The 24,710-nt window shown below is 41.5% G+C and carries 22 protein-coding genes and 1 pseudogene; 19 read left to right on the top strand and 4 right to left on the bottom strand.

The annotated features are described in order from the left end of the window. Positions 1–28: 28 nt before the first annotated feature. The 13 genes from mmsB to BCU94_RS04015 all read left to right on the top strand — a co-directional run bounded on the left by mmsB (position 29) and on the right by BCU94_RS04015 (position 14,180). The gene (gene mmsB / locus BCU94_RS04075) at positions 29–937 is read left to right on the top strand and encodes a 3-hydroxyisobutyrate dehydrogenase (RefSeq protein ID WP_102475674.1); all 909 of its coding nucleotides are present in this window, start codon (positions 29–31) and stop codon (positions 935–937) included. 87 nt (positions 938–1,024) lie between these two features. Further along, complete coding sequence (locus BCU94_RS04070; RefSeq protein WP_076539852.1) at positions 1,025–1,783, top strand: SDR family oxidoreductase; 759 nt, start codon at positions 1,025–1,027, stop codon at positions 1,781–1,783. Between the two features lie 376 nt (positions 1,784–2,159). After that, positions 2,160–2,360: a hypothetical protein gene (locus BCU94_RS04065; RefSeq protein ID WP_102437762.1), complete on the top strand. Its 201-nt coding sequence runs from the start codon at positions 2,160–2,162 to the stop codon at positions 2,358–2,360. Positions 2,361–2,550: 190 nt separating this feature from the next. Beyond that, positions 2,551–3,501 carry a M14 family metallocarboxypeptidase gene (locus BCU94_RS04060; protein WP_241904128.1) on the top strand — a complete coding sequence of 317 codons (951 nt, stop codon included), beginning with the start codon at positions 2,551–2,553 and terminating at the stop codon, positions 3,499–3,501. A 121-nt stretch (positions 3,502–3,622) separates the two neighbouring features. After that, positions 3,623–3,967, top strand: a complete 345-nt coding sequence (locus BCU94_RS04055) for a hypothetical protein (RefSeq protein ID WP_102437760.1) — start codon at positions 3,623–3,625, stop codon at positions 3,965–3,967. 166 nt (positions 3,968–4,133) lie between these two features. Beyond that, positions 4,134–5,726 (top strand): ABC-F family ATPase, encoded by a 1,593-nt coding sequence (locus BCU94_RS04050; protein ID WP_102437707.1) that lies wholly within the window; start codon positions 4,134–4,136, stop codon positions 5,724–5,726. A 199-nt stretch (positions 5,727–5,925) separates the two neighbouring features. After that, positions 5,926–7,914, top strand: coding sequence for a methyl-accepting chemotaxis protein (locus BCU94_RS04045; RefSeq protein ID WP_102475672.1), 1,989 nt, complete (start codon positions 5,926–5,928; stop codon positions 7,912–7,914). Positions 7,915–8,113: 199 nt separating this feature from the next. After that, entirely contained in the window at positions 8,114–8,944 is an 831-nt protein-coding gene (locus tag BCU94_RS04040; RefSeq protein ID WP_102475671.1) for a class I SAM-dependent methyltransferase, read from the top strand. After that, on the top strand, positions 8,945–9,346 hold the full coding sequence (locus BCU94_RS04035; protein WP_102475670.1) for a hypothetical protein: 402 nt from the start codon (positions 8,945–8,947) through the stop codon (positions 9,344–9,346). A gap of 311 nt (positions 9,347–9,657) precedes the next feature. Next, complete coding sequence (locus BCU94_RS04030; protein WP_241900939.1) at positions 9,658–10,554, top strand: virulence protein; 897 nt, start codon at positions 9,658–9,660, stop codon at positions 10,552–10,554. 5 nt (positions 10,555–10,559) lie between these two features. After that, on the top strand, positions 10,560–11,474 hold the full coding sequence (locus BCU94_RS04025) for an alpha/beta hydrolase (protein ID WP_102437699.1): 915 nt from the start codon (positions 10,560–10,562) through the stop codon (positions 11,472–11,474). Continuing rightward, positions 11,471–12,886 (top strand): DUF4056 domain-containing protein, encoded by a 1,416-nt coding sequence (locus tag BCU94_RS04020; RefSeq protein WP_198589253.1) that lies wholly within the window; start codon positions 11,471–11,473, stop codon positions 12,884–12,886. The genes BCU94_RS04025 and BCU94_RS04020 overlap by 4 nt, the downstream gene beginning before the upstream one ends. Further along, positions 12,873–14,180 carry a BamA/TamA family outer membrane protein gene (locus BCU94_RS04015; RefSeq protein ID WP_102437697.1) on the top strand — a complete coding sequence of 436 codons (1,308 nt, stop codon included), beginning with the start codon at positions 12,873–12,875 and terminating at the stop codon, positions 14,178–14,180. The genes BCU94_RS04020 and BCU94_RS04015 overlap by 14 nt, the downstream gene beginning before the upstream one ends. Positions 14,181–14,195: 15 nt before the next feature. Here BCU94_RS04015 and BCU94_RS04010 read toward each other — a convergent pair whose 3' ends face one another. Next, the gene (locus BCU94_RS04010; RefSeq protein WP_102437695.1) at positions 14,196–14,744 is read right to left on the bottom strand and encodes a DUF1415 domain-containing protein; all 549 of its coding nucleotides are present in this window, start codon (positions 14,742–14,744) and stop codon (positions 14,196–14,198) included. A 24-nt stretch (positions 14,745–14,768) separates the two neighbouring features. After that, positions 14,769–15,368 carry a LysE family translocator gene (locus tag BCU94_RS04005; RefSeq protein ID WP_102437693.1) on the bottom strand — a complete coding sequence of 200 codons (600 nt, stop codon included), beginning with the start codon at positions 15,366–15,368 and terminating at the stop codon, positions 14,769–14,771. Between the two features lie 345 nt (positions 15,369–15,713). On the opposite strand from BCU94_RS04005, the gene BCU94_RS04000 reads away from it, so the two are divergent. Next, on the top strand, positions 15,714–16,295 hold the full coding sequence (locus tag BCU94_RS04000; RefSeq protein ID WP_102475669.1) for a DUF4136 domain-containing protein: 582 nt from the start codon (positions 15,714–15,716) through the stop codon (positions 16,293–16,295). A 154-nt stretch (positions 16,296–16,449) separates the two neighbouring features. Here BCU94_RS04000 and BCU94_RS03995 read toward each other — a convergent pair whose 3' ends face one another. Beyond that, on the bottom strand, positions 16,450–17,268 hold the full coding sequence (locus BCU94_RS03995) for a DUF2797 domain-containing protein (RefSeq protein ID WP_102437689.1): 819 nt from the start codon (positions 17,266–17,268) through the stop codon (positions 16,450–16,452). A 229-nt stretch (positions 17,269–17,497) separates the two neighbouring features. Further along, positions 17,498–18,004 (bottom strand): ACT domain-containing protein, encoded by a 507-nt coding sequence (locus BCU94_RS03990; RefSeq protein WP_102437687.1) that lies wholly within the window; start codon positions 18,002–18,004, stop codon positions 17,498–17,500. Positions 18,005–18,257: 253 nt separating this feature from the next. Between BCU94_RS03990 and BCU94_RS03985 the strand changes: the two genes are divergently transcribed. From BCU94_RS03985 to BCU94_RS03965, 5 genes and pseudogenes are all read left to right on the top strand, one after another. Further along, positions 18,258–20,513: an ABC transporter permease subunit gene (locus tag BCU94_RS03985; RefSeq protein WP_102475668.1), complete on the top strand. Its 2,256-nt coding sequence runs from the start codon at positions 18,258–18,260 to the stop codon at positions 20,511–20,513. A 58-nt stretch (positions 20,514–20,571) separates the two neighbouring features. Continuing rightward, complete coding sequence (pstA, locus tag BCU94_RS03980; protein WP_102437683.1) at positions 20,572–22,230, top strand: phosphate ABC transporter permease PstA; 1,659 nt, start codon at positions 20,572–20,574, stop codon at positions 22,228–22,230. 28 nt (positions 22,231–22,258) lie between these two features. Then, positions 22,259–23,077, top strand: coding sequence for a phosphate ABC transporter ATP-binding protein PstB (gene pstB / locus BCU94_RS03975; RefSeq protein WP_102437681.1), 819 nt, complete (start codon positions 22,259–22,261; stop codon positions 23,075–23,077). 77 nt (positions 23,078–23,154) lie between these two features. Next, complete coding sequence (gene phoU, locus BCU94_RS03970; RefSeq protein ID WP_102437679.1) at positions 23,155–23,865, top strand: phosphate signaling complex protein PhoU; 711 nt, start codon at positions 23,155–23,157, stop codon at positions 23,863–23,865. A 208-nt stretch (positions 23,866–24,073) separates the two neighbouring features. Continuing rightward, positions 24,074–24,637 (top strand): annotated as a pseudogene (locus BCU94_RS03965) (DUF502 domain-containing protein); the annotation flags it as partial. Positions 24,638–24,710 lie beyond the last annotated feature (73 nt).

The raw sequence follows: 24,710 nt of genomic DNA, 5'->3' as shown, positions 1-24,710 counted from the left end.
GCTAAAAGACATCTAAAAGGAATTTATCATGGCAACAGTAGCATTTATTGGTTTAGGTAATATGGGCGGCCCAATGGCAGCCAATTTAATTAAAGCAGGCATGACAGTCACGGTATTTGATTTAGTACCAGCGGCGGTTGAGGCATTAACTAAACAGGGCGCGTTAAGCGCAAAAACCGCTTGCGGCGCAGCGGCAGCAGCAGATTATATCATTACCATGTTGCCTGCAGGTAAGCATGTACACAGTTTATATATTGGCGATGATGACAACAAAGGCTTACTGGATGTGGTCGCTAAAGATGCCATATTAATTGATTGCTCCACCATAGATGCAGGCACGGCGCAAACGGTTGGGGCACAAGCTGCAGCCAAAGGCATTGAGTTTATGGATGCGCCAGTGTCAGGCGGCACAGCGGGCGCAGCCGCTGGCACACTAACATTCATTTGTGGTGGCAGTGATAACGCCTATGATAAAGCGCAAACAGTATTAACGGTTATGGGGGCTAATATTTTTCATGCAGGTGCGGCAGGCGCAGGCCAAATTGCCAAAATTTGTAATAATATGCTGTTATCAGTATTAATGGTCGGCACCAGTGAATCTTTGCAGCTAGGTATTGATAATGGTTTAGACCCTAAAGTGTTATCTGATATCATGAAAGTCAGTAGCGGCGGCAACTGGACCCTCGAAAAATACAACCCGTGCCCTGATGTAATGGAGAATGTGCCTTCTTCAAATGATTATCAGGGCGGCTTTATGGTTGATTTGATGGTGAAAGATTTAGGCTTGTCACAGCAAGCATCGCTGGCATCGAATTCCAGCACTCCTATGGGGGCATTGGCGCGCAGTTTATATGTTAACCATGCCCGTCAAGGCAATGGTCGCCGTGATTTTTCAAGTATTTTTGAACAGTTTGCTAAAGCAGATGAAGATAAATAACAGCTGCTTGAAGGCTGGTTGAGCCATTCAACCGCGCCGGAATGTGAGTATGCAAAACACTAAATAAATAGAGAAAGGATCCAGTTAATGGAAATTAAAGATAAAGTTGTTGTCATTACTGGCGGTGCAGGTGGGTTAGGTCTGGCTATGGCGCAAGAGTTTGCCGCCCAAGGCGCAAGATTAGCACTTATCGATGTTGATCAAGAAAAGCTAGAACGTGCTTGTGCTGATTTAGGTGCAAGTACTGAAGTGCAAGGCTATGCGTTAGATATCACCGATGAAGAAGATGTGGTGGCGGGGTTTAATTTCATCCGTGAAGATTTTGGTCAGGTTAATATTCTTATCAACAACGCTGGGATCTTGCGTGATGGCTTAATGGTTAAGGCAAAAGATGGCAAGGTTACTGACCGTATGTCATATGAGCAATTCCAGTCAGTTATCAATGTCAACTTAACCGGTACTTTCCTGTGTGGCCGTGAAGCTGCGGCTGTGATGATTGAAACCGCGCAGCCTGGGGTGATTATTAATATCTCAAGTGTCGCTAAAGCAGGCAACATGGGTCAGTCTAACTACTCAGCTTCTAAAGCGGGTGTGGCTGCCATGAGCGTAGGTTGGGCGAAAGAACTAGCCCGTTATAATATCCGTAGCGCAGCGGTAGCACCTGGTGTGATTGCCACTGAAATGACCGCAGCAATGAAACCAGAAGCCCTAGAGCGAATGGAGAAAATGGTGCCAGTTGGGCGTTTAGGTCAAGCTGAAGAAATCGCATCAACGGTTAAATTTATCGTTGAGAATGATTACGTTAATGGCCGTGTGTTTGAAATTGATGGCGGTATTCGCCTTTAAGTCGCATTAGCGATAACAATATTAGTCGCATTAGCGATAACAATATTAGTCTCATTAGCGATAATAATATTGGCTCATTAATAGTATTAATCCCTGCCGGTTTTCTGGTAGGGATTTTTTGTTTTTGAACCGCAAGTATGCGTACACAAGATTATAAGCGTTTATTTATATTGGTTAATTTAGGTGGCGGGTTACAGCTTAGGCGAGCACAAAAGCAAAGAGATAAGTTTTTCTGGGTTTCTAAAAATGTTACCCTGTGGTTATATTTTTTGCCTTAGTTTATTTCAATCGAAATAAAGCTGCATCTCGGCAGTGCTCAATGACAGTAAGGATAGTTGTGAATATTGTACGCTTAGAAAGTTTGATGAAAAAAGTCATGTTAGTGGTGGGCATTATTGGGGTTATCGTCATGTATGGCGGCTTTTTGTATTTCTTTTTTAGTGGCGTACCAACAGCAGCATTACCTTGGTTTTTATTAATTTGCCCATGGGTTTGTATTTACTTTGGCCTAACGAAAACACAGCAAATTGCCAGTCTTAGTTGGCTTAAAAACAAATTTACCTTTACCAATAAATAACTCCTCGCGTTATAACCGCAACAGGCAGATAGCTTATTTTATTGGCGGCAATGGGTATTTAGCCCTAATGGCAGTTTTTCGTTACTGACGTTTGTGGTTATCATTTACCTAGCTGCGAACACCCTGTTATCCGCAAATGAACCACCACTTAAATAGAAATTGTGCTGACATTGCGATAGGATTCAAAGCAATGAATAAGAGAAAGACAGCAAATAAGGTATTTTTTATGTCAAGTTTCCCCATTGGCACCCCAGGCAAACCTTGGAATGCACAAGAAAAGGCCCAGTGGCTTGCCCAAGTAACCATTAAACGTAGCTATCAACAAGAAGTGCTAACAAAATTAGCGCCTTTAGCCTCACGCTTTGAACAAGTGCAATATGGTGCTCTAGCTTATGATGCCGACAAATATCCGCTATTTGCATTTAAATCTAAACATTGGGATAGCAGCAAAAAAACTATCTTAGTAACTGGCGGTGTTCATGGTTATGAAACCAGTGGCGTACATGGCGCGATTCAGTTTTTAGCGACTCAGGCTGAGCATTACAGCCAATACTTTAATATTGCGGTAGCGCCGTGTGTGAGCCCATGGGGTTATGAAACAATTAATCGCTGGAACCCATACGCAGTGGACCCAAACCGTTCTTTTTATGCTGACAGCCCAGCCAATGAATCGGCAGATTTAATGGCATTTGTAGCTAGCCTTGGTGACGTTTATGCCCATATTGATTTGCATGAAACCACAGATACTGACGAGCTAGAATTTCGCCCCGCATTATCAGCTCGTGATGGCAAAGACTATGAAAAAGGCGTTATTCCAGATGGTTTTTATTTGGTTGGTGACTCAGAAAATCCAACTCCTGACTTTCAACAGGCGATTATTGAGTCGGTAGCCAAAGTAACCCATATTGCCCCAGATGATAATGGTCAGTTAATTGGTGTTGATATTGAGCAGTTTGGGGTCATTAACTACCCAACTAAAAAGCTTGGCTTATGTGCGGGGATGACAAACAATCACTATAATACCACCACTGAAGTGTATCCTGATAGCCCATTGGTCAATGACCAAGAATGTAATGATGCCCAAGTGGCAGCAATTACTGGTGGTTTGGATTATATTTTAACCCAGTTAAACTTAATCTAAGTCAGTGATTTATATCTAAGCCTCGAACGAAACTTCGAGGCTTTTTGTTGATTTGGCATTACAGTTAGCGTCATTGCCCTTACTACTCAAGCGAAAAGAAATGATTATTAGCCAAGAAGATATGCGCACAGCATTAAATGAATTAGATTGCCGTACCAATTTCACCATTAGTAATGTTACCGAATACATGCTGCCTAAGCTTAAAGAGCCGGTGTATTTACATATTGACAGCAACACTCCGGTACTCATTATTCGCCCGGCTTTTGAAGTGTTCTCTGGTGAGTTAGCCACATTAGACGGGGTACATGCACAATATGACTATCACCATAATGCGCAGATGACCCGTTTCCCGACTCGTCGCCATAAAAGCTTAAAAGAAAGCCACTATGGTTTAGCTTTTAAGTTTGAAACGGCTGAATCAGTTAAGTTGTTTATTACAAGATTAATCGAAATTGTGAAAGGCTAACGTTAGCTCAGTTTAGATTACATCTTGAGTTAATCATGAGTATAGCTACTGCAACAATCTGACAAATAGGCAAAAATAAATCAATCAATATTCTGGCTGTAAAGCTTGAGTCGAATAATGTATAATCGCGACAATTTTTCGTCCAAAAACTAATGGAATCTCCTACGTGATATACAGCAACAACATCACCATGCAGTTCGGCAGCAAGCCGTTATTTGAAAATATCTCTGTCAAATTCGGTGGCGGTAATCGCTACGGTCTAATTGGTGCAAACGGTTGTGGTAAGTCAACCTTCATGAAGATCCTTACTGGCGATCTTGAGCCAACAAGCGGTAATGTATCAATCGATCCTGGTGAACGTTTTGGTAAATTGAATCAAGATCAATTTGCTTATGAAGAGTTCTCAGTGGTTGATACCGTTATCATGGGCCACAAAGAGTTGTGGGAAGTGAAGCAAGAGCGTGACCGCATTTATTCACTCGCAGAAATGAGTGAAGAAGACGGCATTAAAGTCGCTGAGCTTGAAATGGAATTTGCTGAGATGGACGGTTATACCGCTGAATCTCGTGCTGGTGATTTATTAATGGGCGTAGGTATTGGTGTAGACCAGCACTTTGGCCTAATGAGTGAAATCGCACCAGGTTTTAAACTGCGTGTACTTTTGGCTCAAGCCTTGTTCTCTGATCCAGATATTTTGCTACTTGACGAACCAACCAACAACTTGGACATCGACACCATTCGCTGGTTACAAGAAATGCTTAACCAACGTAACAGTACCATGGTGATTATTTCCCATGACCGTTACTTCTTGAACTCAGTTTGTACCCATATGGCTGACATCGATTACGGTGAACTACGTGTTTACCCAGGTAACTACGATGAATACATGATGGCAGCCCAGCAAGCTCGTGAGCGTTTACAATCTGACAATGCTAAGAAAAAAGCCCAAATTGCTGAGCTACAAGGTTTCGTAGCACGATTCTCTGCTAACGCTTCAAAAGCTAAGCAAGCAACATCACGTGCTAAGCAAATTGACAAGATTAAGCTTGAGGATATCAAGGCTTCAAGCCGTGTGAATCCGTTCATTCGTTTTGAGCAAGAAAAGAAATTATTCCGTAATGCTTTAGTGGTTGAGCAATTAGCGAAAGGCTTTGATAAGCCATTATTCAGCAAACTTGACCTGATGGTTGAAGTTGGCGAGCGTGTTGCTATCTTAGGTGATAACGGTGTGGGTAAAACCACCTTATTACGTACTTTAGTGCATGACATCCCGCAAGATGCAGGTACGGTTCAATGGTCTGAAAACAGTAACATTGGTTATTACGCGCAGGATCATGAAGCTGATTTTGCTAATGATATGACCTTATTTGACTGGATGAGCCAATGGCGTAAACCTGAAGATGACGACCAATCAGTACGTGGCATCTTAGGCCGCATGTTATTTGGCTCAGACGACATTAAAAAATCAGTTAAAGTGTTATCTGGTGGTGAAAAGGGTCGTATGTACTTTGGTAAGCTCATCATGCAAAAGCCAAATATCTTATTACTTGATGAACCAACTAACCACATGGACATGGAATCAATCGAGTCATTAAACAATGCATTAGAATTGTATGAAGGTACATTAATGTTTGTGTCTCATGACCGTGCATTTGTATCGTCACTAGCAACACGCATCATTGAAATTACTGCTGATGGCATCAATGACTTTAAAGGTACTTATGATGAGTTCCTTGCCAGTAAAGGCGTTGAAGGATAATTAATTAAAGTTTTTTTACATTAAGCCGAAAACCTGTAAAGCGATTTACAGGTTTTTTTTTGCCTAAAAAAGATAATTATAAATTTTAGAATTTTAGAATTTTAGAATACATATTTTAGAAAATCCTGTCGCTGTAGTTACATTAATGAATGTAATTTCAATTAGAAACATAACACACTTCTTAAGGGTCACAGCTGTCATGAAATGGATTATCGATCTCAATACTCGACTCAAACTTTCACTATTAATTATTCCTCCACTGTTAATCTGTTTAATTTATGGTGGCATGTTTGTGCACAATAAATATGAAATACAAACAGAGCTTAATACGGTACTTTCGTTAAGTGAACTGGCCGTTATCAACAGCGCCCTAGTACATGAATTACAAAAGGAGCGTGGCATGAGTGCAGGTTTTCTGGGCTCTAAAGGTCAATCATTTGCTCAGGATTTACCTCAGCAACGCTCAATGACAGATCAACAAGTGTCTAACTTTTCGAGTATTCCAGCTGCAGATCACTTTCCTGCAAAAATCAGTTCAACATTAAGAGAAATAGACTCGCAATTACAACAACTTCAAAGTATCCGCCGCTCAGTAGATAATCTAAGCATCTCAGTGGCTGAAGAAGTGAAATATTATTCAGATTTAAATAAAACCCTATTATCCGTGGTTGATGAAACCGCTATGCAAAGTACCATCAGTGAGTTGTCTTTGAAACTCGCTTCATTCGGGGCGTTTTTACAACTAAAAGAACGTGCGGGTATTGAGCGAGCGGTATTAAGTTCGACCTTTGGACAGCAAGGTTTTAAAGCGGGTGGTTATGCAAAGTTTGTGACCTTAGTGGCTGAGCAAAATACCTATGCTGAACGCTTTAGCACTATGGCGACAGATTTGGCATTAACGCGGTTTGAACAAGATAACCGTTCAAAAGAAGTTAATGCTGTTAATGCCATACGACAAATTGCATTTTCACAAAATGCTGAAGAGATTAAAAATCAACATCCTGAAGTTTGGTTTAAAACATCCACTAACCGAATTAATCTATTGGCTAAATTTGAACAATACCTCGCCACCGAACTCGTAACACTTACCCAGCACAAATTGAGCACGGCTAGTCAACAAATGTGGAGCTCGCTCATTGCATTAACGGTATCGGTATTATTACTAGTTTGGCTAAGTCTATCGGTCTCTAGATATTTAAGTCGCAGTTTAAATCAATTATTTAATAAGGTTAGCCATGCTGGTAATAACTTTGATTTGAGCACGAGAATTGATCACGACTCAACCGATGAGTTTGGTGAGCTAGCGAAAGCCTTCAATGGGATGATGGCAGATTTTGAAACTGTGATTACTCAAGTGAGACACAATGCCAGCCAGCTGGTTAATGTGGTTGAGCAAGTTAATAGCTATGCAAGCAGCATGAGACAAGATATTGAACAAGGCCACTTAGAAGCTGAACAGGTGGCGTCAGCGATGACTGAAATGAGCGCAACCGTTACCCAAATTGCCGCTAATGCTGTACAAGCATCCGATGCATCAAGCTCCGCCAATAAAGAAGCCAATATCGGTAATATTGGCGTATCAAAAACGGCGGTGTCTATTAAGCATCTTGCTGGTGAAATTAATGACGCTTCAACGGCGATAAAGACTTTAGATCAAGATGTTCAGTCTATTGCTAGCATTTTAGAAGTGATTAGTGCGATTTCAGAGCAAACTAATTTGCTAGCGTTAAATGCCGCTATTGAAGCGGCAAGGGCGGGTGAGCAAGGCCGAGGTTTTGCGGTGGTAGCCGATGAAGTGAGAACCCTCGCCCAAAGAACACAGTCTTCAACAGACGATATTAAACGCATGACTGAACGTTTAAAAACGGGCGCGCAATTAGCGGTGCAAACCATGGAACGTGGTATGGTTAGTGCTGATGAGAGTGTTATTGAAGTTGAACAAGCGGGTAATGAATTACAGCAAATAGTGGCAGAGATAGATACCATTGACAGTATGAATCAGCAAATTGCATCAGCAACACATGAACAAGCGGCAGTGGCAGAAGAGGTAAATCGCAATGCCATGCAAATTAGTGAAATATACAGTCAAACTCAAAACGTTGCGACTGCTTTAAGTCAGCTCAATGAAACCTTATTAGAAGACGCAGCGGCAATGTCTGAGCAAGTACAAAAGTTTACCTTAAGCTAGAAATACGCAGATATTCCCTCGAGCCGACAATTTTTATTGTCGGCTTTTTTTTATATCCGTAAGATACATTTTTCGGCATAATGTTTATCATTTGTTTGCTAACTGTGTCCTATTTGGTCGCAGGTTAAGCAGGCGCTAATTATAAAATTGTATATTTATAAAATACACAATATTAATAATGACTTACAAGGCTTTGATGATGGATTATGTTTCAGTTAATAAGCATGCTTGGAATGAAAGAGCAAAAGTGCATTTTGATTCATCATTTTATGATGTGGCTGGTTTTTTGAAGGGAAAATCTTCATTAACCGAAATTGAAACAGCTGAACTTACTGATGTTAATGGAAAATCTTTATTACACCTGCAATGCCATTTTGGTCTTGATAGCTTATCTTGGGTTCGTAAAGGTGCAATTGTCACTGCAGTTGATTTATCGGATGTTGCCATTGCTAAAGCTAATGAGCTGGCATTGCAATGTGAGCTAAAAGCCGAGTTTATTTGCGCCGATGTGTATCAATTTGGCGATCAAAGTTTGCCCCAATTTACCGATAAGCAAGTCACTGATTTTGACATTGTATTTACCTCATACGGCACCATTTGTTGGCTGCCTTGTCTTGATCGTTGGGCAAACATCATTGCCAAGAGTTTAAAGCAGGGTGGCTGTTTTTATATGGCTGAGTTTCATCCACTACAGGATGTTTTAGAAGGTTATAGTTATTTTCATAAAACTGAGGCTGATGTGGTGGTTGAGGGTAGTTATACCGAATCACACGGTAATTTCGAGTCTGCATCTTCACCGCAATCAACAGCTTCGACACCACAAACTATGCTGACTTGGCCGCATTCATTAAGTAATGTTATTAATGCGCTAATCAAAGCAGGGATCAGAATTGATAGTCTTAACGAGTATCCATTTAGCCCCTATAACTGCTTTGAAAATTTGATAGAGCAAGCGCCTAATCAGTTTCATTCTATTGTTAAAGGTAACTCAGTGCCTTTAGTGTTTACAGTGAAAGGAACCAAAGTCTAAATGGTTTTTACAAAGGGTAATAAACTTAAGGTCGTGACTGGCTGGAGGGCACTATTTGCCAAAGTGTCGATATTATTATGCGGGCTTATTTTATTAATATATTGGTCGTACTTATATCTCAGTCCCAGTTTGACCATCAGTAATCAATCAGCTCAAGGTGTTGAATCAGCGGTGGTAAAACTTCCCCATAGCCGCTTAGACTTTGGTGACATCGCCGCCATGCATACTAACACCCTGTATTATGATTTAGCGCAGTTAGATGGCGCATATCGTTATCACATAGAGCTTGATAGTGGCGAGATCATCGCAGGTGAGTGCGGTTATATTACTAATTTTGAAATTCATAAAAGAGTGGTAATTACGATTTCAGAGGCTGCGACAATGAGTTGCAGCGTTAATTAATAACCATTTCTAACAATCGCGTCTCAACAAGGTTATTAGGTTTGTTATAGATTTGTTTGTTTTTATATTCAAAAACATTATGACTGTAAACCTGATGGAGAAATTGCGTATTAAGTGCTTATGTTTAAATGAATTTATTTTTATATTGAGGGCTTTTAATATAAATTCAGCTTCCGTCTCTACTATGCGCAGCTTGGTATTTTTCGTACAAAATATCAACGCTTTATTGTCAGTACACTATAATAGCTAAAGTTGAATTTATTCAGTTTATAGCCTATTAAAGAATCATGGTTATTCAAGGATATCCCTACATGATGTTAAGAGTTTTATCAGGTATTTTTTTAGGTTTTACTGCTTTTGCCACTCAAGCAAACGTGAATGCGTCCGTTAACGAGTCGGTTACAGAAGCTGCGGATGAAGCTATCGAAGTTCAGCCTAAATATGACCGAGTTTTTCCTATTTGGGCACAAGATGCCATTGATTTAGGCTATGAGTTACCTAAGCCGTATGGCATAGGGGTGACCTATATGAATATGGATCAGCCATTGGTGGTAGAAAATGTCAGTTTCTCGGGATTAGGTCTGCTTGATGAAATTGTCTCAATTAAAGGCAGTGAAGCGATTCAAGAGTCAGAAACAATTACCTTTCGTGCTGATATGTGGGTGCTGCCTTTTTTAAATTTATACGGCATTATTGGTAAAACCTCAGGTAGTAGTATTGCAAATGTCACGGTCAACTTAGATCTTCCTCCTCCATTTAAGCCGGTAGAAACCGCTCCTTTTGACTTTGCCTTAAATTTTGAAGGCTTAACCTATGGCGCCGGTGGCACCATTGTTGGCGGTATTGGTAACTGGTTTGCCTTGCTCGATGTTAATTATACCAATACAGATTTAGATATTTTAGAAGGTGAAATCAGTTCAATTGTTGTTTCACCAAGAGTTGGCTACCGTTTTGATATCCGTGGTCACGATACCCAAATTTGGATTGGCGGAATGTACCAAAATGTTGAGCAAACCTTCAGTGGTTTTTTACAGGATATTGGCGTGCCTATTCCTGGTGCTAAATTCGAAGTTAACCAACATTTAGCCGATAAATGGAATGGTTTAATTGGTGGCCAAATTGAGTTGGGTAAAGGGTTTGATTTACTGCTTGAGGGCGGTATTGGTACTCGTACTAGTTTTATGGCAGGTATTGGATATAGGTTTTAATATTGATGAGACTCATAATCCTTAGTTTTTTTGCGCTATTGCTTAGTGGCTGCAGCATTGTTGCCATGGTTGATGATCACCAACAAAACAATTTGCTCAAAAACGGTTTTGAGCGTCATCAAATGTCATTGACTGAGGGAGGCGAGTTACATTACTGGCAAGGGGGCGATAGCGCTAAACCCACTTTATTATTACTACACGGTTTTGGTGGTAATGGCATGACCAGCTGGTATGAAATGATGCTCGACTTGAGTGAGGATTATCAAGTGATAGTGCCGGATTTACTGTGGTTTGGTGAGTCCTATAGCGCTGCACCTGCCACTATCAGTAGTGAAACCCAAGCTATGCAACAGTTGATAAGCCAATTAGCGTTAAGCAGCGTTAACCTGGTGGGTATTTCTTTTGGTGGTTTTGTCACTTTTGATTTAATGATCCACGAGCCCAAAGTGGATAAGGTGGTGATGCTAGCAAGTCCTGGACTGATATTTTCAGATGAGGATATGCTAGCAATGACTAAGCGTTTTGGTGCCGATGTGCCTGAAGCGGTGTTTGTGCCTAAAAATGGCCCTGAAGTAAGACGTTTACTTGAAAAAACTTTCGTTGATTATCCATGGATGCCAGCGTTCATCGACCAGCAGGTTTATGAATATTACTTTGCCGACTCTCTGCCACAAAAAGAATCTCTTATTACCACCTTGCCGGCTTATCGGGATCAATTAAACCCCGACGAATTTGCCGACTCTTTACCGTCAACCATCTTAATCTGGGGGGAAAAGGATGTGGTGTTCCCATTAGATAACGGTCGTCGTTTTGCTGAGTTTTTAAATGCACCTATCATAGTTATACCTGACGGTGTTCACGGATTGAGTAATGACTTTCCTAAACAAATTAATAAAGAAATCAGGGCTTTTATTCAATGAAAATCATAAAAATTCCCGTAGCGATATCATTTTTAGGCTTAGTTATGACCTTAGGCGCTTGCTCTAGTAATGAGTGGCAAGTGCGCGCATTACCCACAGATATTGCGGTCAGTGCCGCTTTAGATGATATACCTGATAATGCCTTAGTCAGAGATATTACCCTTCCTGAAAATGCAGCACTTTCAATGCCCGCCAGTGTCAGACCTTGTTGTGCTTTTGGTTTTGACCAAAAAGTCGCTATGGGGTTATTACCGATCCCTTTTTATCGTCACGCTAACACAGTAGCGCTTGAGGATATTGGCGCACATGCATTTGATGCCGGTACATTTAGTTATGAAAAAGGCTCACCTGATAGCGGTAAGAGCATGGAAAACAATGGCATGCTTTATACCCGTAAAGGCGGCTTTATTGATTTAGCCCATGTGCGTGATACCGCTGATAATGCTATTGCCCTGTTTTATCTTATTCAGCCTAAACTGGGTCAGGCACAGTCAATTGAATTACCATTAGAAATTGGCCATAGAACCTTTGAACTTGCCGCTTTTGATGTGAGTTATTTATCGGCAGATGACCGTTGGGAGTTAGCGGCGGCCATGGCGGTACGCTTAGCCTTTACTATGGCTGAAGCCCATGAAATATCCCAGTGGCATGGTTATCGCAGTTTTGCCTTATGGACAGAAGCGGTATCGGCTTATTCGTTAGAAGATTTATATTCAAACATGCTGGGAGCCAAAATTGCGTTAGCAATCCTGACCAACAATTTAGCCATGACCAAGCAGCAATATGATTATCATATGACGGGTTGGTTAGCGGCCACATTGGCTTGGTTGGAGCCTTTATCTAAAGAGCAAACCAATGCGCTCTTTAGGGCAATCGATGGTGACTGGTGGGACTCAAACGAGCCACTACCAAATAAATTCGTATTACTTAAACGTCATTACCTACTCGGCGACAAACAATCACCTTATTTGGTCAGTAAAGAGCAAGCTCAGGCGAGTGATCAATGGGACAAGGTAGCAGCAGTTTACGACGCGCCTGCATCACCACAACACTTATCATTAGCCGTTGAGCTTTTTGGGATTAACTTTGATGAAGTGGCTGTGCAGCACATTAGTGTAGATAAAAAGTTTGCAGGTTCATTTAGCCACGTACCAGAAGAATTATGGCTTGATGGCTTTACCCATTTGCAGTTTGTAGAGATTGCTAAATATGATGAACGTGAGGATTATAAGTTGTTAAAGCAGCATTTAGCTGAAAACCCTCATTTGACCCATCAACAAACGCCGCTAGATGACTTGCCAGACACTCGCGAACAAACAGAGCCTCAAAATGCTGCAGACACTGGTGCAGCTATTAATGACGCTGCCACAATTGAACCAGCAATAGGTGCGCTGTTAAATGAAAATAATTAGTCCGTTTGTTACTCGCCTACTGATTGTAAATTGTGCCAGCTTTTTTGCCATCAATGCCGCTATTGCTGCCCCATTAACGGAGGCGAATGCGGCTATTTCTGCCAACGCAGAAATAAATTCACAAGTAAATTCAACAATAAAGCCAGAAACGTCAGCGCCAATAACAACAAGCGAAGGAGAGGCGGTATTGGTTGGCGCTGATCAGCTTGAAACCATAACCGATGAAGCTGAAGATCAAGGCTGGTTTGAAAACCTACTGACTAACCTCGGTGCCGATGGTGAGTTTGATCCAGATAAGGGCATTGATTTTAGCTATTTACCTGGGCCATTTTATAACCCTGAAATGAGTTTAGGTGTTGGGATATCTGTGGTTGGGCTATATCAAGTCGACCCAGAGGATACTGTAAGTGATTTATCTTCTTTGGTTATTAATGGTTTAGCCTCAATCAATGGCGCGCTAGGGGTCGGGATTGAAAATAAAACCTTTTTTAATGGCGATAACCAACGTCTTTATTTAAATGCCAATGTGTATGACATACCGGATGTGTACTACGGCGTAGGTTATGAATTTAACCAGCAAGACTTAAATCGGGTTGAATTTAATAGTCAAACATTTCAAGTTAACCCTATGTTCCTGCAGCGCATATCCGCCCATAGTTTTGTGGGAGCAGGTTTTGATTTTACCTATGCAAAGGCCACGGATGTTGATGTGGTCTCAATTGATGTGGATGTTGACCCTTTACAAGAAGTTTCTCGTAATGTTGGGGTCAATTTATTAATTAACTATGATACCCGCGATCATGTGCTTAACCCGCAGCAGGGGAGCATTAGCCAGTTTGAGATTGGCGTGTATCGCGAAGATTTTGGCGGCAAGCACGACTTTGAAGTCTATAACGCTTTATACAGTGCCTATTATCCAATCCTTGATGATGACACCATAGCATGGCAAGTGCGCGGACGCTTCACCCACGGCGATGTACCTTGGGATCAGCTATCTAAAATCGGTGGAGGTAATTCATTACGGGGCTACACCACTGGTCGCTATCGTGACAAACAAATGCTGCTGGCTCAGGTGGAGTATCGACAACATTTAACTGGCAGGCACGGCATGGTTTATTGGGTTGGTGCAGGCAGTATTGCAGACAAAGTGGGCGAATTGTCCTTTGATGAGTTACTGCCTAATATTGGTATCGGTTATCGTTTAGAGGTTAAGCCTAAAGTCAATTTACGCCTAGATTTAGCGTTTGGTGATGGTGACAGCGGCTTTTACTTTAACGTCAATGAAGCCTTCTAGCGGCCCTTAGCAGTGCTAACTCTGTTTGCACTGCTTTAATAACGCTTCAAAAAAGTCGCTGCCTTTTCTTTCTGCAAAAGCAATATTACGCTCTGGTATGGTTTCAGGTTCGTTATATTCGGCTAAGGCGGCTTCCATACTGGCTTCGCGAATAATATGGATGGTTGGATAAGGCGCACGATTGGTATAGTTTGCTGCGCTGTCTTGGGGCTCTCCCTCAAAACAATAGTCAGGGTGAAAACTTGCTAACTGATATACCCCTTCATAGTCATGCTCAAGTAACTTGTCATTGGCCAAGTCAACAATATCAAGATAGCTGTAAAACCCTTCAAAGCCACGAGGCAAGATAAACAGTGTGGTTTCTGCTTGTGGATTTTCATCCAAATACTGACATTCAGTTAAAAAATCCTTCATTACCTGCTTTACTTTGGTTTGTTCACAAGTGAAATAGCGAATGCTATTGCGTTCGATTTCACGGCGGGCAAAAGGACAAATATTGTATTTCATAATCACTTTAGAAACCCAGTTGGCAGTTTCTAATTCGACTTGGCTAATTTCAGACATATAAACCTATTGTTACTACTTGGGTTAACTATTGGGTAGGATCATCGGAATGATCGACAGCACTAATAACACTGCCATCGAAACATTGAAAATGCGTTGCTGTCGTTGATTTTTTAATAACTTTTTCAGCCCAACCCCAAAACTTAGCCACACAGAGCCACAGGGCAGTGCGATACATAAAAAGACCATGGCAATAGTGAGCACTTGAGGTGTTAACGGTTGCTCAATGTTCGTGAAAGTCGCAATGGTACCAATTGCAATTATCCAGCCTTTAGGATTGACCCATTGAAAGGCTGCAGCTTGTATAAAGCTAAAGGGTTTACTGGTTTGTTTACCTTCTAAATTACTGTTGTTGTTAGCAATTAGCCAAGAAAGGTAAAGTAAGTAAGTGATCCCAACGACTTTTATAATTTGGTGCATGATGGGGTAGGTTTGAAATAAGCTACTTAACCCCAGACCAATGGCCAGTATCATGGTCGGAAAGCCCAAAGAAATACCCATCAAGTGGGGAATACTACGTTTAACACCAAAGTTCACTCCTGAGGTCATCAACATAATATTGTTTGGCCCAGGGGTTATACCGGCTGAAAAGGCGAATAATGCAATAGTAAAAATTAATTCCATATAAGGTTTTGTTTTGGGGGTTAGGATAAAAGATTTTTGAACTGCATATTAGCCTTAATTTAAACAGTAACCTAGTGAAAATTAATCCCTGAATGATGCGAATGACAATGCCAGCATTTTTTGTGAGTTACATTGGTTTGCTAAATGATGGGTTTGAGTGGCGCTGGTGTTACGCCTGTGTTTTGTTTTATAAGTGCTTGGATGGTGAATACTGGCTATTAAGTTTGTGATCTCGTTGAATTTCAGTCAGGTTAGGTTATGGTTTATATGGTAGATTTATATTAATAAGAGGTTTTGTAACCTTCTAAACTACCAATCTGGTTGAAATAGATAGTTGAGGCGTAAATGATAAAGAAACAACATTTTTTATGGGTGAGTTTATTATTGATTTTCTTAACTGGCTGCACCAGTAAAGAGGCCACAGAAGTCCATGTGCCAACAAGTGTTACTATGGTTACCACTGGTGATTTAGGCGCAATATCGCCTTATGGCAAAACCTTTGCTTGGCATCCAACGATGTTTAGTGTTCATACTGCTAATAAGCTTGATGATGAAGAGCTTATTAAACATATGCGCCAATCTATTACTAAAATTATGCAGCAAAAAGGCTATTCATTGGTGAGTGAAGCGCAGTCGCCAAGTATGGTCATAGGTTTTGGCATGGCGTTAGAGTCTGAAATGAGCGATAAAGAAATTATGGACAAGGCTGGCTTAGTCGCTGGACTATCAACAGCAGGGATAGATGACGAGTTTGAAAAGGGTTCTGTACTTGTAGCGATATTTATTCCTAATAGTCAACAACCTATTTGGCGTGTACTTGCTCAAGGTTTCACTGAAACAGATAAACCGGTTCAAAATCGAGAACAACGCTTTGATAAATTAACCACCATGATGCTAAGAGCTATCCCACATAATGACAGCTACTGAATTATTTAATAATTAACAAGGCTTTAATTAAGCAATTGCGTCCAAAAACTAAAAACCGCTGACAGTGATGTCGGCGGCTTTTTTTGTTAAAGCAAGCTGTTAGTATTAATCTAAACAATCACATTTATATGAAGAATTAACGCAAGGTGACTGGCTATTGTGCGATTTCTACTTCGTAAGATGAAAACTTTCTGATGTTAATCACCCCAGTGTCAAAGATTAAGTACTGGCCTTTGATACCTTGTAAAACCCCGGTGACCTCAGGTGTTTTATCAAAGTTATGCGACTTAACTTTTTTAGGAAATTCAGTGATAGGGAAATGAATGCTTTGTATCGAATTATCGAGCCTTTCGATAACAAAATCAGGGTTTTCTTGCTGCAGTTCAACGAGTCTCTGCTCTACTTCAGGCATTAATTGCTGAGCCATTTCTACTAAATCAACATCATCAGCATTGCCCTTTAACATGGCTTGCCAATTAGTTTTATCATTGATGAGTTTAGCAAACTCAACTTCCACTAAACCTGACAATTGGCGAGTTGAGACCTTGAAAATAGGTAGCCCTTGGGTGGCACCTTGGTCAATCCAACGCGTGGGGATTTGGGTGTAACGGGTAATGCCGACTTTGATGCCTGAAGTATTTGATAGGTAAACAAAGTGAGGCACAAAACAATGAGTTTGCGCCCATTCTGGCTCACGGCAAGTACCTTGATCAAAATGGCAGGTTTCAGGTTTCATGATGCATAAATCACAGCTTGCCAGCTTTTGCATGCACACATAGCAGTGGCCCTGAGAGTAGCTCTTCTTGGTTTTTTTACCGCAATTACAACAGAAAATATTGCCTGTATGGCTAAGGGTTAGGGTTTTACCAATTAATGGGTTTAGCGCAACGCTATTATCGCCAACCGGCAGTTCGTACTGCACTTCATCTTGTTCATTAAGGTGAGTGCGCATTTTTGATAAGGTGCCTAACATCGGTATTCTCTTATATTGTGGTGTTATTGTTGATTATGTCATGCAGTCTACCAGATGAATGCCCGTTAGATTAACCGCTTTTTTAGATTGGCTTTAGGGAGAAATACTCCTTAAATACGCTCAAGTAGGGGATAAAAAGTCATGGACTTGGCCATGACTGATTATTTTGCATCTCAAGCTTTCAATACTTCTGAATATGCTGTTCAAGTGCCTTGAAAAATATTGACTATTAAGCACTTTTACTGAGCTTATCTAATACCACATCATCACCTAACTCATACAAAGAGTCAGTAAGTTGCTCTTCTTGGCATGGATCTGATAACCCCAAGCCCATTGTAGCCCTGAACAAGGCGATGCCTGTGTGGCCAGCAGTTTCTTGTTTGCTACTAAATTGCTCGATGTTGATCCCAAGGGCATTGATCTTATTTGAGATTTCCAGCACTAAGCCTTCACGGTCATAAGCGACTAAATTGAAGCTGAGACGTTTTATTGGTACAGGGGTTTGGCTGGTTTTATTAAAGCTGCAGGTTAGGCCGTCAATGCACTCTAAAGCATCTAATAATGCGTCCCATTTAAGGGCTGATACTTCTAACTGTAATATTGCCGCAAAAATGCCATCAATATGACGCATTTCTGAGTCCAGCCAGTTACCGTTATGACGACTTATTACATTGGCGATTTGTTCAACTAATCCTTTTCTATCAGGTGCTTGAAGGGTTATCAGGTAATGAAGCATAAAATAAACTCCCAAAATTTTAACAAATAAATCTGCTGTAACACTACTGTCATAAAGACGTCATATAATTCAGCTCAATAAAATATGGCATTTATAGTCTGCCATAAACACAAGCTAAATAGCTGTTTTAAAACTGGCAATTTGCTTAAAGAAAAAACAGTTCGCTTAAGTAAAAAGCACCGTTTAGTTAGTAACACAGCGAATCAAACAATCATAGCGAAATATCGTTAACGATTAATTATAGAGGTTCTTAATGGAAAGTCAGGTAAGTCAGCCTGGTTCTGCGGCGAAGAGTTTGTTAGTAAACAGACAAACCAGCCGTAGAGCGTTTATGGATAAGGCAGCTGAAGTGGGTGTCACTGTGGGTGGCACCATGGTATTTGTCGCTTTGTTGCTGATTTTCTTTTATTTATTGTATGTGATTAAACCTATATTTGATGGCGCCGATGTTGAGCCTATTTCAACCATCAGCTATCAACAAACTGAGGTCGCGACCTTAATGGTCGGCAGTGATGAGCAAAATGAAATTGCTTATCGGGTATTAGTCGATGGCCAAGTTGATTTTTATTCAGTTGCAGGGCGTCAGTTAATCACCAGCTTCAAACCTAAGCTTCCTAAGGGCGCAACGGTTGTTAGTAGCGCTAAAGCTAAACCTAACGAGCAACGTTTTGCCTTAGGCTTAAGCACTGGTGAAGCATTAATCGTCGGGGTGGATTTTGGAGTAACTTACCCAGATAACAAGCGCACCATTACCCCAAGATTACGTTATCCACTGGGTGAAACACCGATTATGGTGGATGAAGGCCAAGCCCTTAACAATCTGGTTTTTGATTATATCGATAATCGTGTTGGTTTTGCTTATCAAGATGACAATGGCTCGTGGAAGCTAAGTCGCCTTGAAGGCGAAGAAAACATGATGACTGAAGAAATCGAATGGTATTCAGATTTAACCTATATCAAAGATGCACCCAATAATGCCTTTACGGCCTTAATGACACCGGATCATCGTCAATTGATCCTGCCAACATCGAATAAACTGTTTATTTATGATATTCGCAATAGTGACGAACCTAGCTTGTTGCAAGTTATCGATGTGAAAAATGGTAAGTCAGTGGTGTCGAAAGTGATGCTGCTAGCAGGTGCTAGTTCAATTTTAGTCAGTTATGATAATGGCTTAATTGACCAGTATTTCCAAGTCAGTGGTCGCAGTGGTCGTTTGTATCAAAAAATAAGACACTTTGACAATGACGCTAAAGTCGGAGCCATGACGACAGAGTTTTACCGTAAAAGTTTTGCGGTAGTCAGCCCTGAAGGTGAGCTATCACTGCTTTATACCACCAGTCAGCGCAACTTATTCACTGAAACATTTGATATCGCCAACCCGGGCGCGATGGCATTTAGCCCTCGTTCAAACGCCTTAGTGGTTGAAGCTAATAATAAGCTCAACATTTTCGCGGTTGATAATGCTCACCCTGAAGTGTCTTGGAGTGCTTTGTGGGAAAAGGTCTGGTACGAAGGTTACCCAGAGCCACAATATGTATGGCAGTCAACCTCGGGCTCAGATGATTTTGAAGCAAAATTAAGCTTAATGCCGTTAGCTTTTGGCACCATGAAAGCGGCATTTTATGCAATGTTATTTGCCGTGCCACTGGCCATTGCAGGGGCGATTTATACCGCCTACTTTATGTCGCCAAAAGTGCGCGGCGTGGTTAAGCCGACCATTGAAATCATGGAAGCACTGCCGACAGTAATTTTAGGCTTCTTAGCTGGCCTTTGGTTAGCGCCATTGATTGAAGATCACTTACCGGGCATTTTAGTGTTACTCACATTACTGCCCACCAGTATTTTAGTCAGTGCATTTACCTGGAGTAAATTGCCAGCGAAATGGAAGCAACGCCTACCTGAAACCTATCAAGAGATCATGTTAATTCCAGTGATTTTGTTTGTGGGTTGGTTCTCATTTGAGATTAGCCCTGTAATCGAAATCGCCTTCTTTGATGGTAATACCCGTCAGTTCATTACCAATGATTTAGGCATTACATTCGATCAACGCAACGCCTTTGTTGTGGGTATTGCGATGGGTTTTGCGGTTATTCCAACAATTTTCTCCATTGCTGAAGATGCGATTTTCTCAGTGCCACGTCATTTATCAAATGGTTCACTGGCACTGGGCGCGACTAACTGGCAGACCTTAACCCGCGTGGTGCTGCTTACGGCAAGCCCAGGTATTTTCTCTGCCATCATGATGGGTTTAGGCCGCGCAGTGGGGGAGACCATGATTGTATTAATGGCAACAGGTAACACCGCAATCCTTGAGTGGAGTGTGTTTGAAGGGATGCGTACTCTAGCGGCAAATATCGCCGTCGAGATGCCAGAGTCTGCCATTGGTAGTTCCCATTACCGTGTGCTATTCCTTGCGGCATTTGTGTTGTTTGTATTCACCTTTGTCTTTAACACCATTGCTGAAGTGGTACGCCAACGTCTACGTGAACGTTATAGCTCACTTTAAGGAATGAAGATGAACAGAGTTTTTAATATTTCGCCAATCGCCTTGAGAGGTTTGTGCAATGGGTAAGTGGTTTAAATCAGGTTCTCCATGGATTTGGATGACTGGCGGTGCGGTGAGCATTTGTTTGATTGCAGTACTGGGTTTGTTGTTATTGATTGCGTGGCGCGGCTTAAGTTACTTCTGGCCTGCCGATATTTATCAGTGGCAGCTAGAAGACAATAATGGCGTTAAAACAACCCTAATTGGTGAAATCTACGACCGTGAAGAAGTGCCCACTGAACGTTTAATTGCAGCGGGTCATCAGTTTGATGAACATCCTGGCGAGTTTGTGACTCGTTACTTAGTTAAAACCGGTAACCGTGAATTCGTTGGCTTAGATTTTCGCTGGATCCTCGGCACCGATATCGTCAGCCGTGAAAAGCCAGCTGATGTGGCCATGCTCGAAAGGGCTAAAAATGGTAACTTTTACGGTTATCCAATTGCGGTCATTGAAGACGGTAAGCGCTTAAATATTACCGGCGAGGCCATTGAAACTTCGTTAGTAGCACATATCAAGCGTGCAGTTGATATTGCTGATGAGGCGCTGGCACTGCAAAAGTCTGAAATTGGTTCAGTGAACTATGCCTTAGAGCGTTTGCGCCTAAAAGAGCGTAAATATGAACTGGATGGCAAACTCACTCCAGCGATTAAAGCTGAGATGGACGCCCAAGCAGAGCAGTTAAACCAAGACTACTTAGTCATGGAAAAAGACTTATTTGCCCTGCGCGACAAAGCGGCGCGAGATTCAGTGGTTGTGCGTGATATGCGCGGTGAAGAGGTCACCTTAAAACTTGATAGCGTGCTTGATGTTAGCTATGTCAATCACATGAACATCGTCGATAAACTCGGTCATTGGTTTGTGGGCATGGGGCGTTTTATTAGCCAAGACCCACGTGAAGCTAACACCGAAGGCGGCGTGTTCCCTGCTATTTTTGGTACGGTATTTATGGTGATGCTCATGGCGGTTATCGTGACCCCATTTGGCGTAATCGCGGCAATTTATTTACATGAGTACGCCAAAAAAGGGCCAATTACTAAGATGATCCGTATTGCGGTGATTAACTTAGCCGGTGTGCCATCAATCGTTTATGGTGTATTTGGTTTGGGCTTCTTTGTGTATATGCTTGGTGGTTCGTTAGATCAGCTGTTTTACCCTGAAGCATTGCCTGCGCCAACGTTTGGTTCTCCAGGGGTGATTTGGTCAGCCTTAACCTTGGCTATCTTAACTTTACCTGTGGTGATTGTATCTACGGAAGAGGGCTTAAGCCGTATTCCAAGTGCCGTGCGTCAAGGCAGCTTAGCCTTAGGGGCAACCAAATTTGAAACCTTATGGCGCATTGTTATTCCAATGGCAAGCCCTGCGATTATGACCGGACTTATTCTTGCGGTCGCCCGAGCAGCAGGTGAGGTAGCACCACTGATGTTAGTGGGCGTGGTAAAACTGGCGCCGACATTACCGATTGATATGAACTTCCCGTTTGTGCATTTAGAACGTAAGTTTATGCATCTTGGGTTCCATATTTATGACGTTGGCTTTCAAAGCCCTAACGTTGAAGCGGCGAGACCATTGGTTTACGCGACTTCATTCTTATTAGTATCTGTGATTGTGACACTTAACTTAACAGCAATTAGTGTACGTAATCACTTACGTGAAAAATTCCGTTCGCTAGAACATTAATTAGCGATATCCTGAGGAAAATACAAAAATGATTTCAATTGATCAACGCGCAACTAAATCTAACATTATTGATTTAGCAAACTTACCCGCACAGGATACTGCCCTAGAAATTCGTAACCTTGATTTACGTTATGGTGATAAGCAGGCGTTATATAACGTTGGAATGAAAATTCCTAAAAAACAAGTCACCGCCTTTATTGGCCCAAGTGGTTGTGGTAAATCAACCTTACTGCGTTGTATTAACCGCATGAATGACTTGGTTGAAACCTGTAAAATCAGTGGTGAAATCTTACTGAACGGGCAAAATATTTATGACAAAAATGTTGATGTCGCTCAGTTGCGTCGAAATGTCGGTATGGTTTTCCAGCGCCCAAACCCATTTCCTAAATCAATTTATGAGAATGTGGTTTATGGCTTACGCCTACAAGGGGTGAGTAATCGCCGCGAACTAGACGAAGCTGCTGAAATGTCATTACGTGGCGCTGCGATTTGGGATGAAGTGAAAGATCGCTTACACGATAATGCTTTTGGCCTATCGGGTGGTCAGCAACAACGTTTGGTTATTGCTCGCGCTATTGCTATTGAGCCTGAAGTGTTATTGCTTGATGAGCCCACATCAGCACTGGATCCTATTTCAACCTTAACCATCGAAGAGCTGATCACTGAGCTTAAATCGAAATACACAGTAGTGATAGTGACCCATAACATGCAACAAGCGGCGCGGGTTTCTGATCAAACCGCCTTTATGTACATGGGCGAGTTGATTGAATATGCGGATACCAATACCATTTTCACCACGCCGCAAAAGCGTAAAACCGAAGATTACATCACAGGTCGTTACGGTTAATAATAACGAAGTGAGTAAGCTGGCGCTTATGGCAAGTCATTGGTGAGAAAGTCAGAGATAATTAAGGTAATAAAGTAATGGAAAACAAAAGTTTAAATAAGCATATTTCTGGACAGTTTAATGCTGAATTAGAAGATATTCGTAACCGTGTTTTGGCCATGGGCGGTTTAGTTGAGCGCCAACTTGAACAAGCCCTTGATGCTCTTGGTAGCTTAGATGCCGAGCTTGCCCAAAAAGTGATTAATGGCGATCACCGCGTAAATGGCATGGAAGTGTCAATTGATGAAGAATGCACCCGCATTATTGCTAAGCGCCAACCAGCGGCAAGTGACTTACGTTTAATTATCACCATAACTAAAACTATTACAGATTTAGAGCGTATTGGTGATGCTTGTGTACGTATCGCAAAAGCAGCATTAGATAAACGTTTAAACAATCAACAGCCATTATTGGTGAGTATTGAAAACATGGGTCGCCATGCAACCCGTACCTTGCATTCGACACTGGACGCGCTTGCACGTATGGATGCTGATAATGCCTTAGAGTTACACAAAGAAGATGCCAAACTAGACAAAGAATATGAAGGGATTATTCGTCAGTTAATGACCTATATGATGGAAGATCCTCGCTCAATTCCTGGTGTGTTAGATGTACTTTGGGCTGCGCGGGCGGTTGAGCGTGTGGGGGACCGCTGTAAAAACATTTGTGAGTACATTATCTATTTCGTTAAAGGTAAAGATGTTCGCCATACTTCCTATGAAGAGATGGAAAAAGATCTAAATATGTAAGCTATGTTTGCCTGCAAGCAAAAAATAACAGTCTCATTATGGTTAATGGGACTTTTTTATTGCTGTCACTTTTATGCTGGTAGTGCTAATGCTGTGAGCCAACTCACAAAAGTTAATTAGCCTTTGCTCAACAAGGGGGCTAAATAGGCTGGAGCATTAGCAAACTGTGTTAAAATTTCTGTAATTCCTCGTTCGTTTTGTAGGCTCAATGAAAAACACCCTTTCTCGTGGTTTAACTAACTTACTGCCAATGGCACTGAGTCTGTGGTTATTCTGGTCATTATTTATTTCTTTAGATGGTTTAGGCCATTTACTGCTGGATATTGTTAATTTAGAAAACAGCTTTGTCGGCGCCGGGTTTATTTTGGTGGCAGTGTTAGTGTTTATTTCAGGGCTGTTATTTTCATTTAGCCCATTTGCTTGGTTATACGCTTGGCTTGAGCGTCAATTAATGAAGTTCCCGCTGTTTAAATCTGTCTATGGCAGTATTCGTGATATTGCGAACTTAATGAAACGAGACGGTAAGCCAAAGAATCAAAAAACCGTATTGATCAAGCAAGCCAATGGCGGTTATGTGGTTGGCTTTATCATGAATCAACAGGCGCCTAAACCGCTTACTGAAGCCCTACCTGAAGGTGATTGGGTGCCAGTATTGTTTCAGCTTAGCTACCAAATGGCTGGGGTGACGAGTTTAGTCAAGCGTGAAGATTTAATTGAAGTCGATTGGTCATTTGAAGATGCCATGCGCTTTAACTTAACTGCGGGGATCTCGATTGCTAATGCCAATACTAATACAAACGCTAATGCCAATACTAATACTAATACAAACGCTAATGCCAATAGTG

The organism is Shewanella sp. 10N.286.52.C2 (assembly GCF_002874545.1).
Classification (GTDB): Bacteria; Pseudomonadota; Gammaproteobacteria; order Enterobacterales; family Shewanellaceae; genus Shewanella.
Note: the sequence above shows the minus strand (reverse complement) of the source record. Positions and strands in the feature narration are given on the sequence as shown.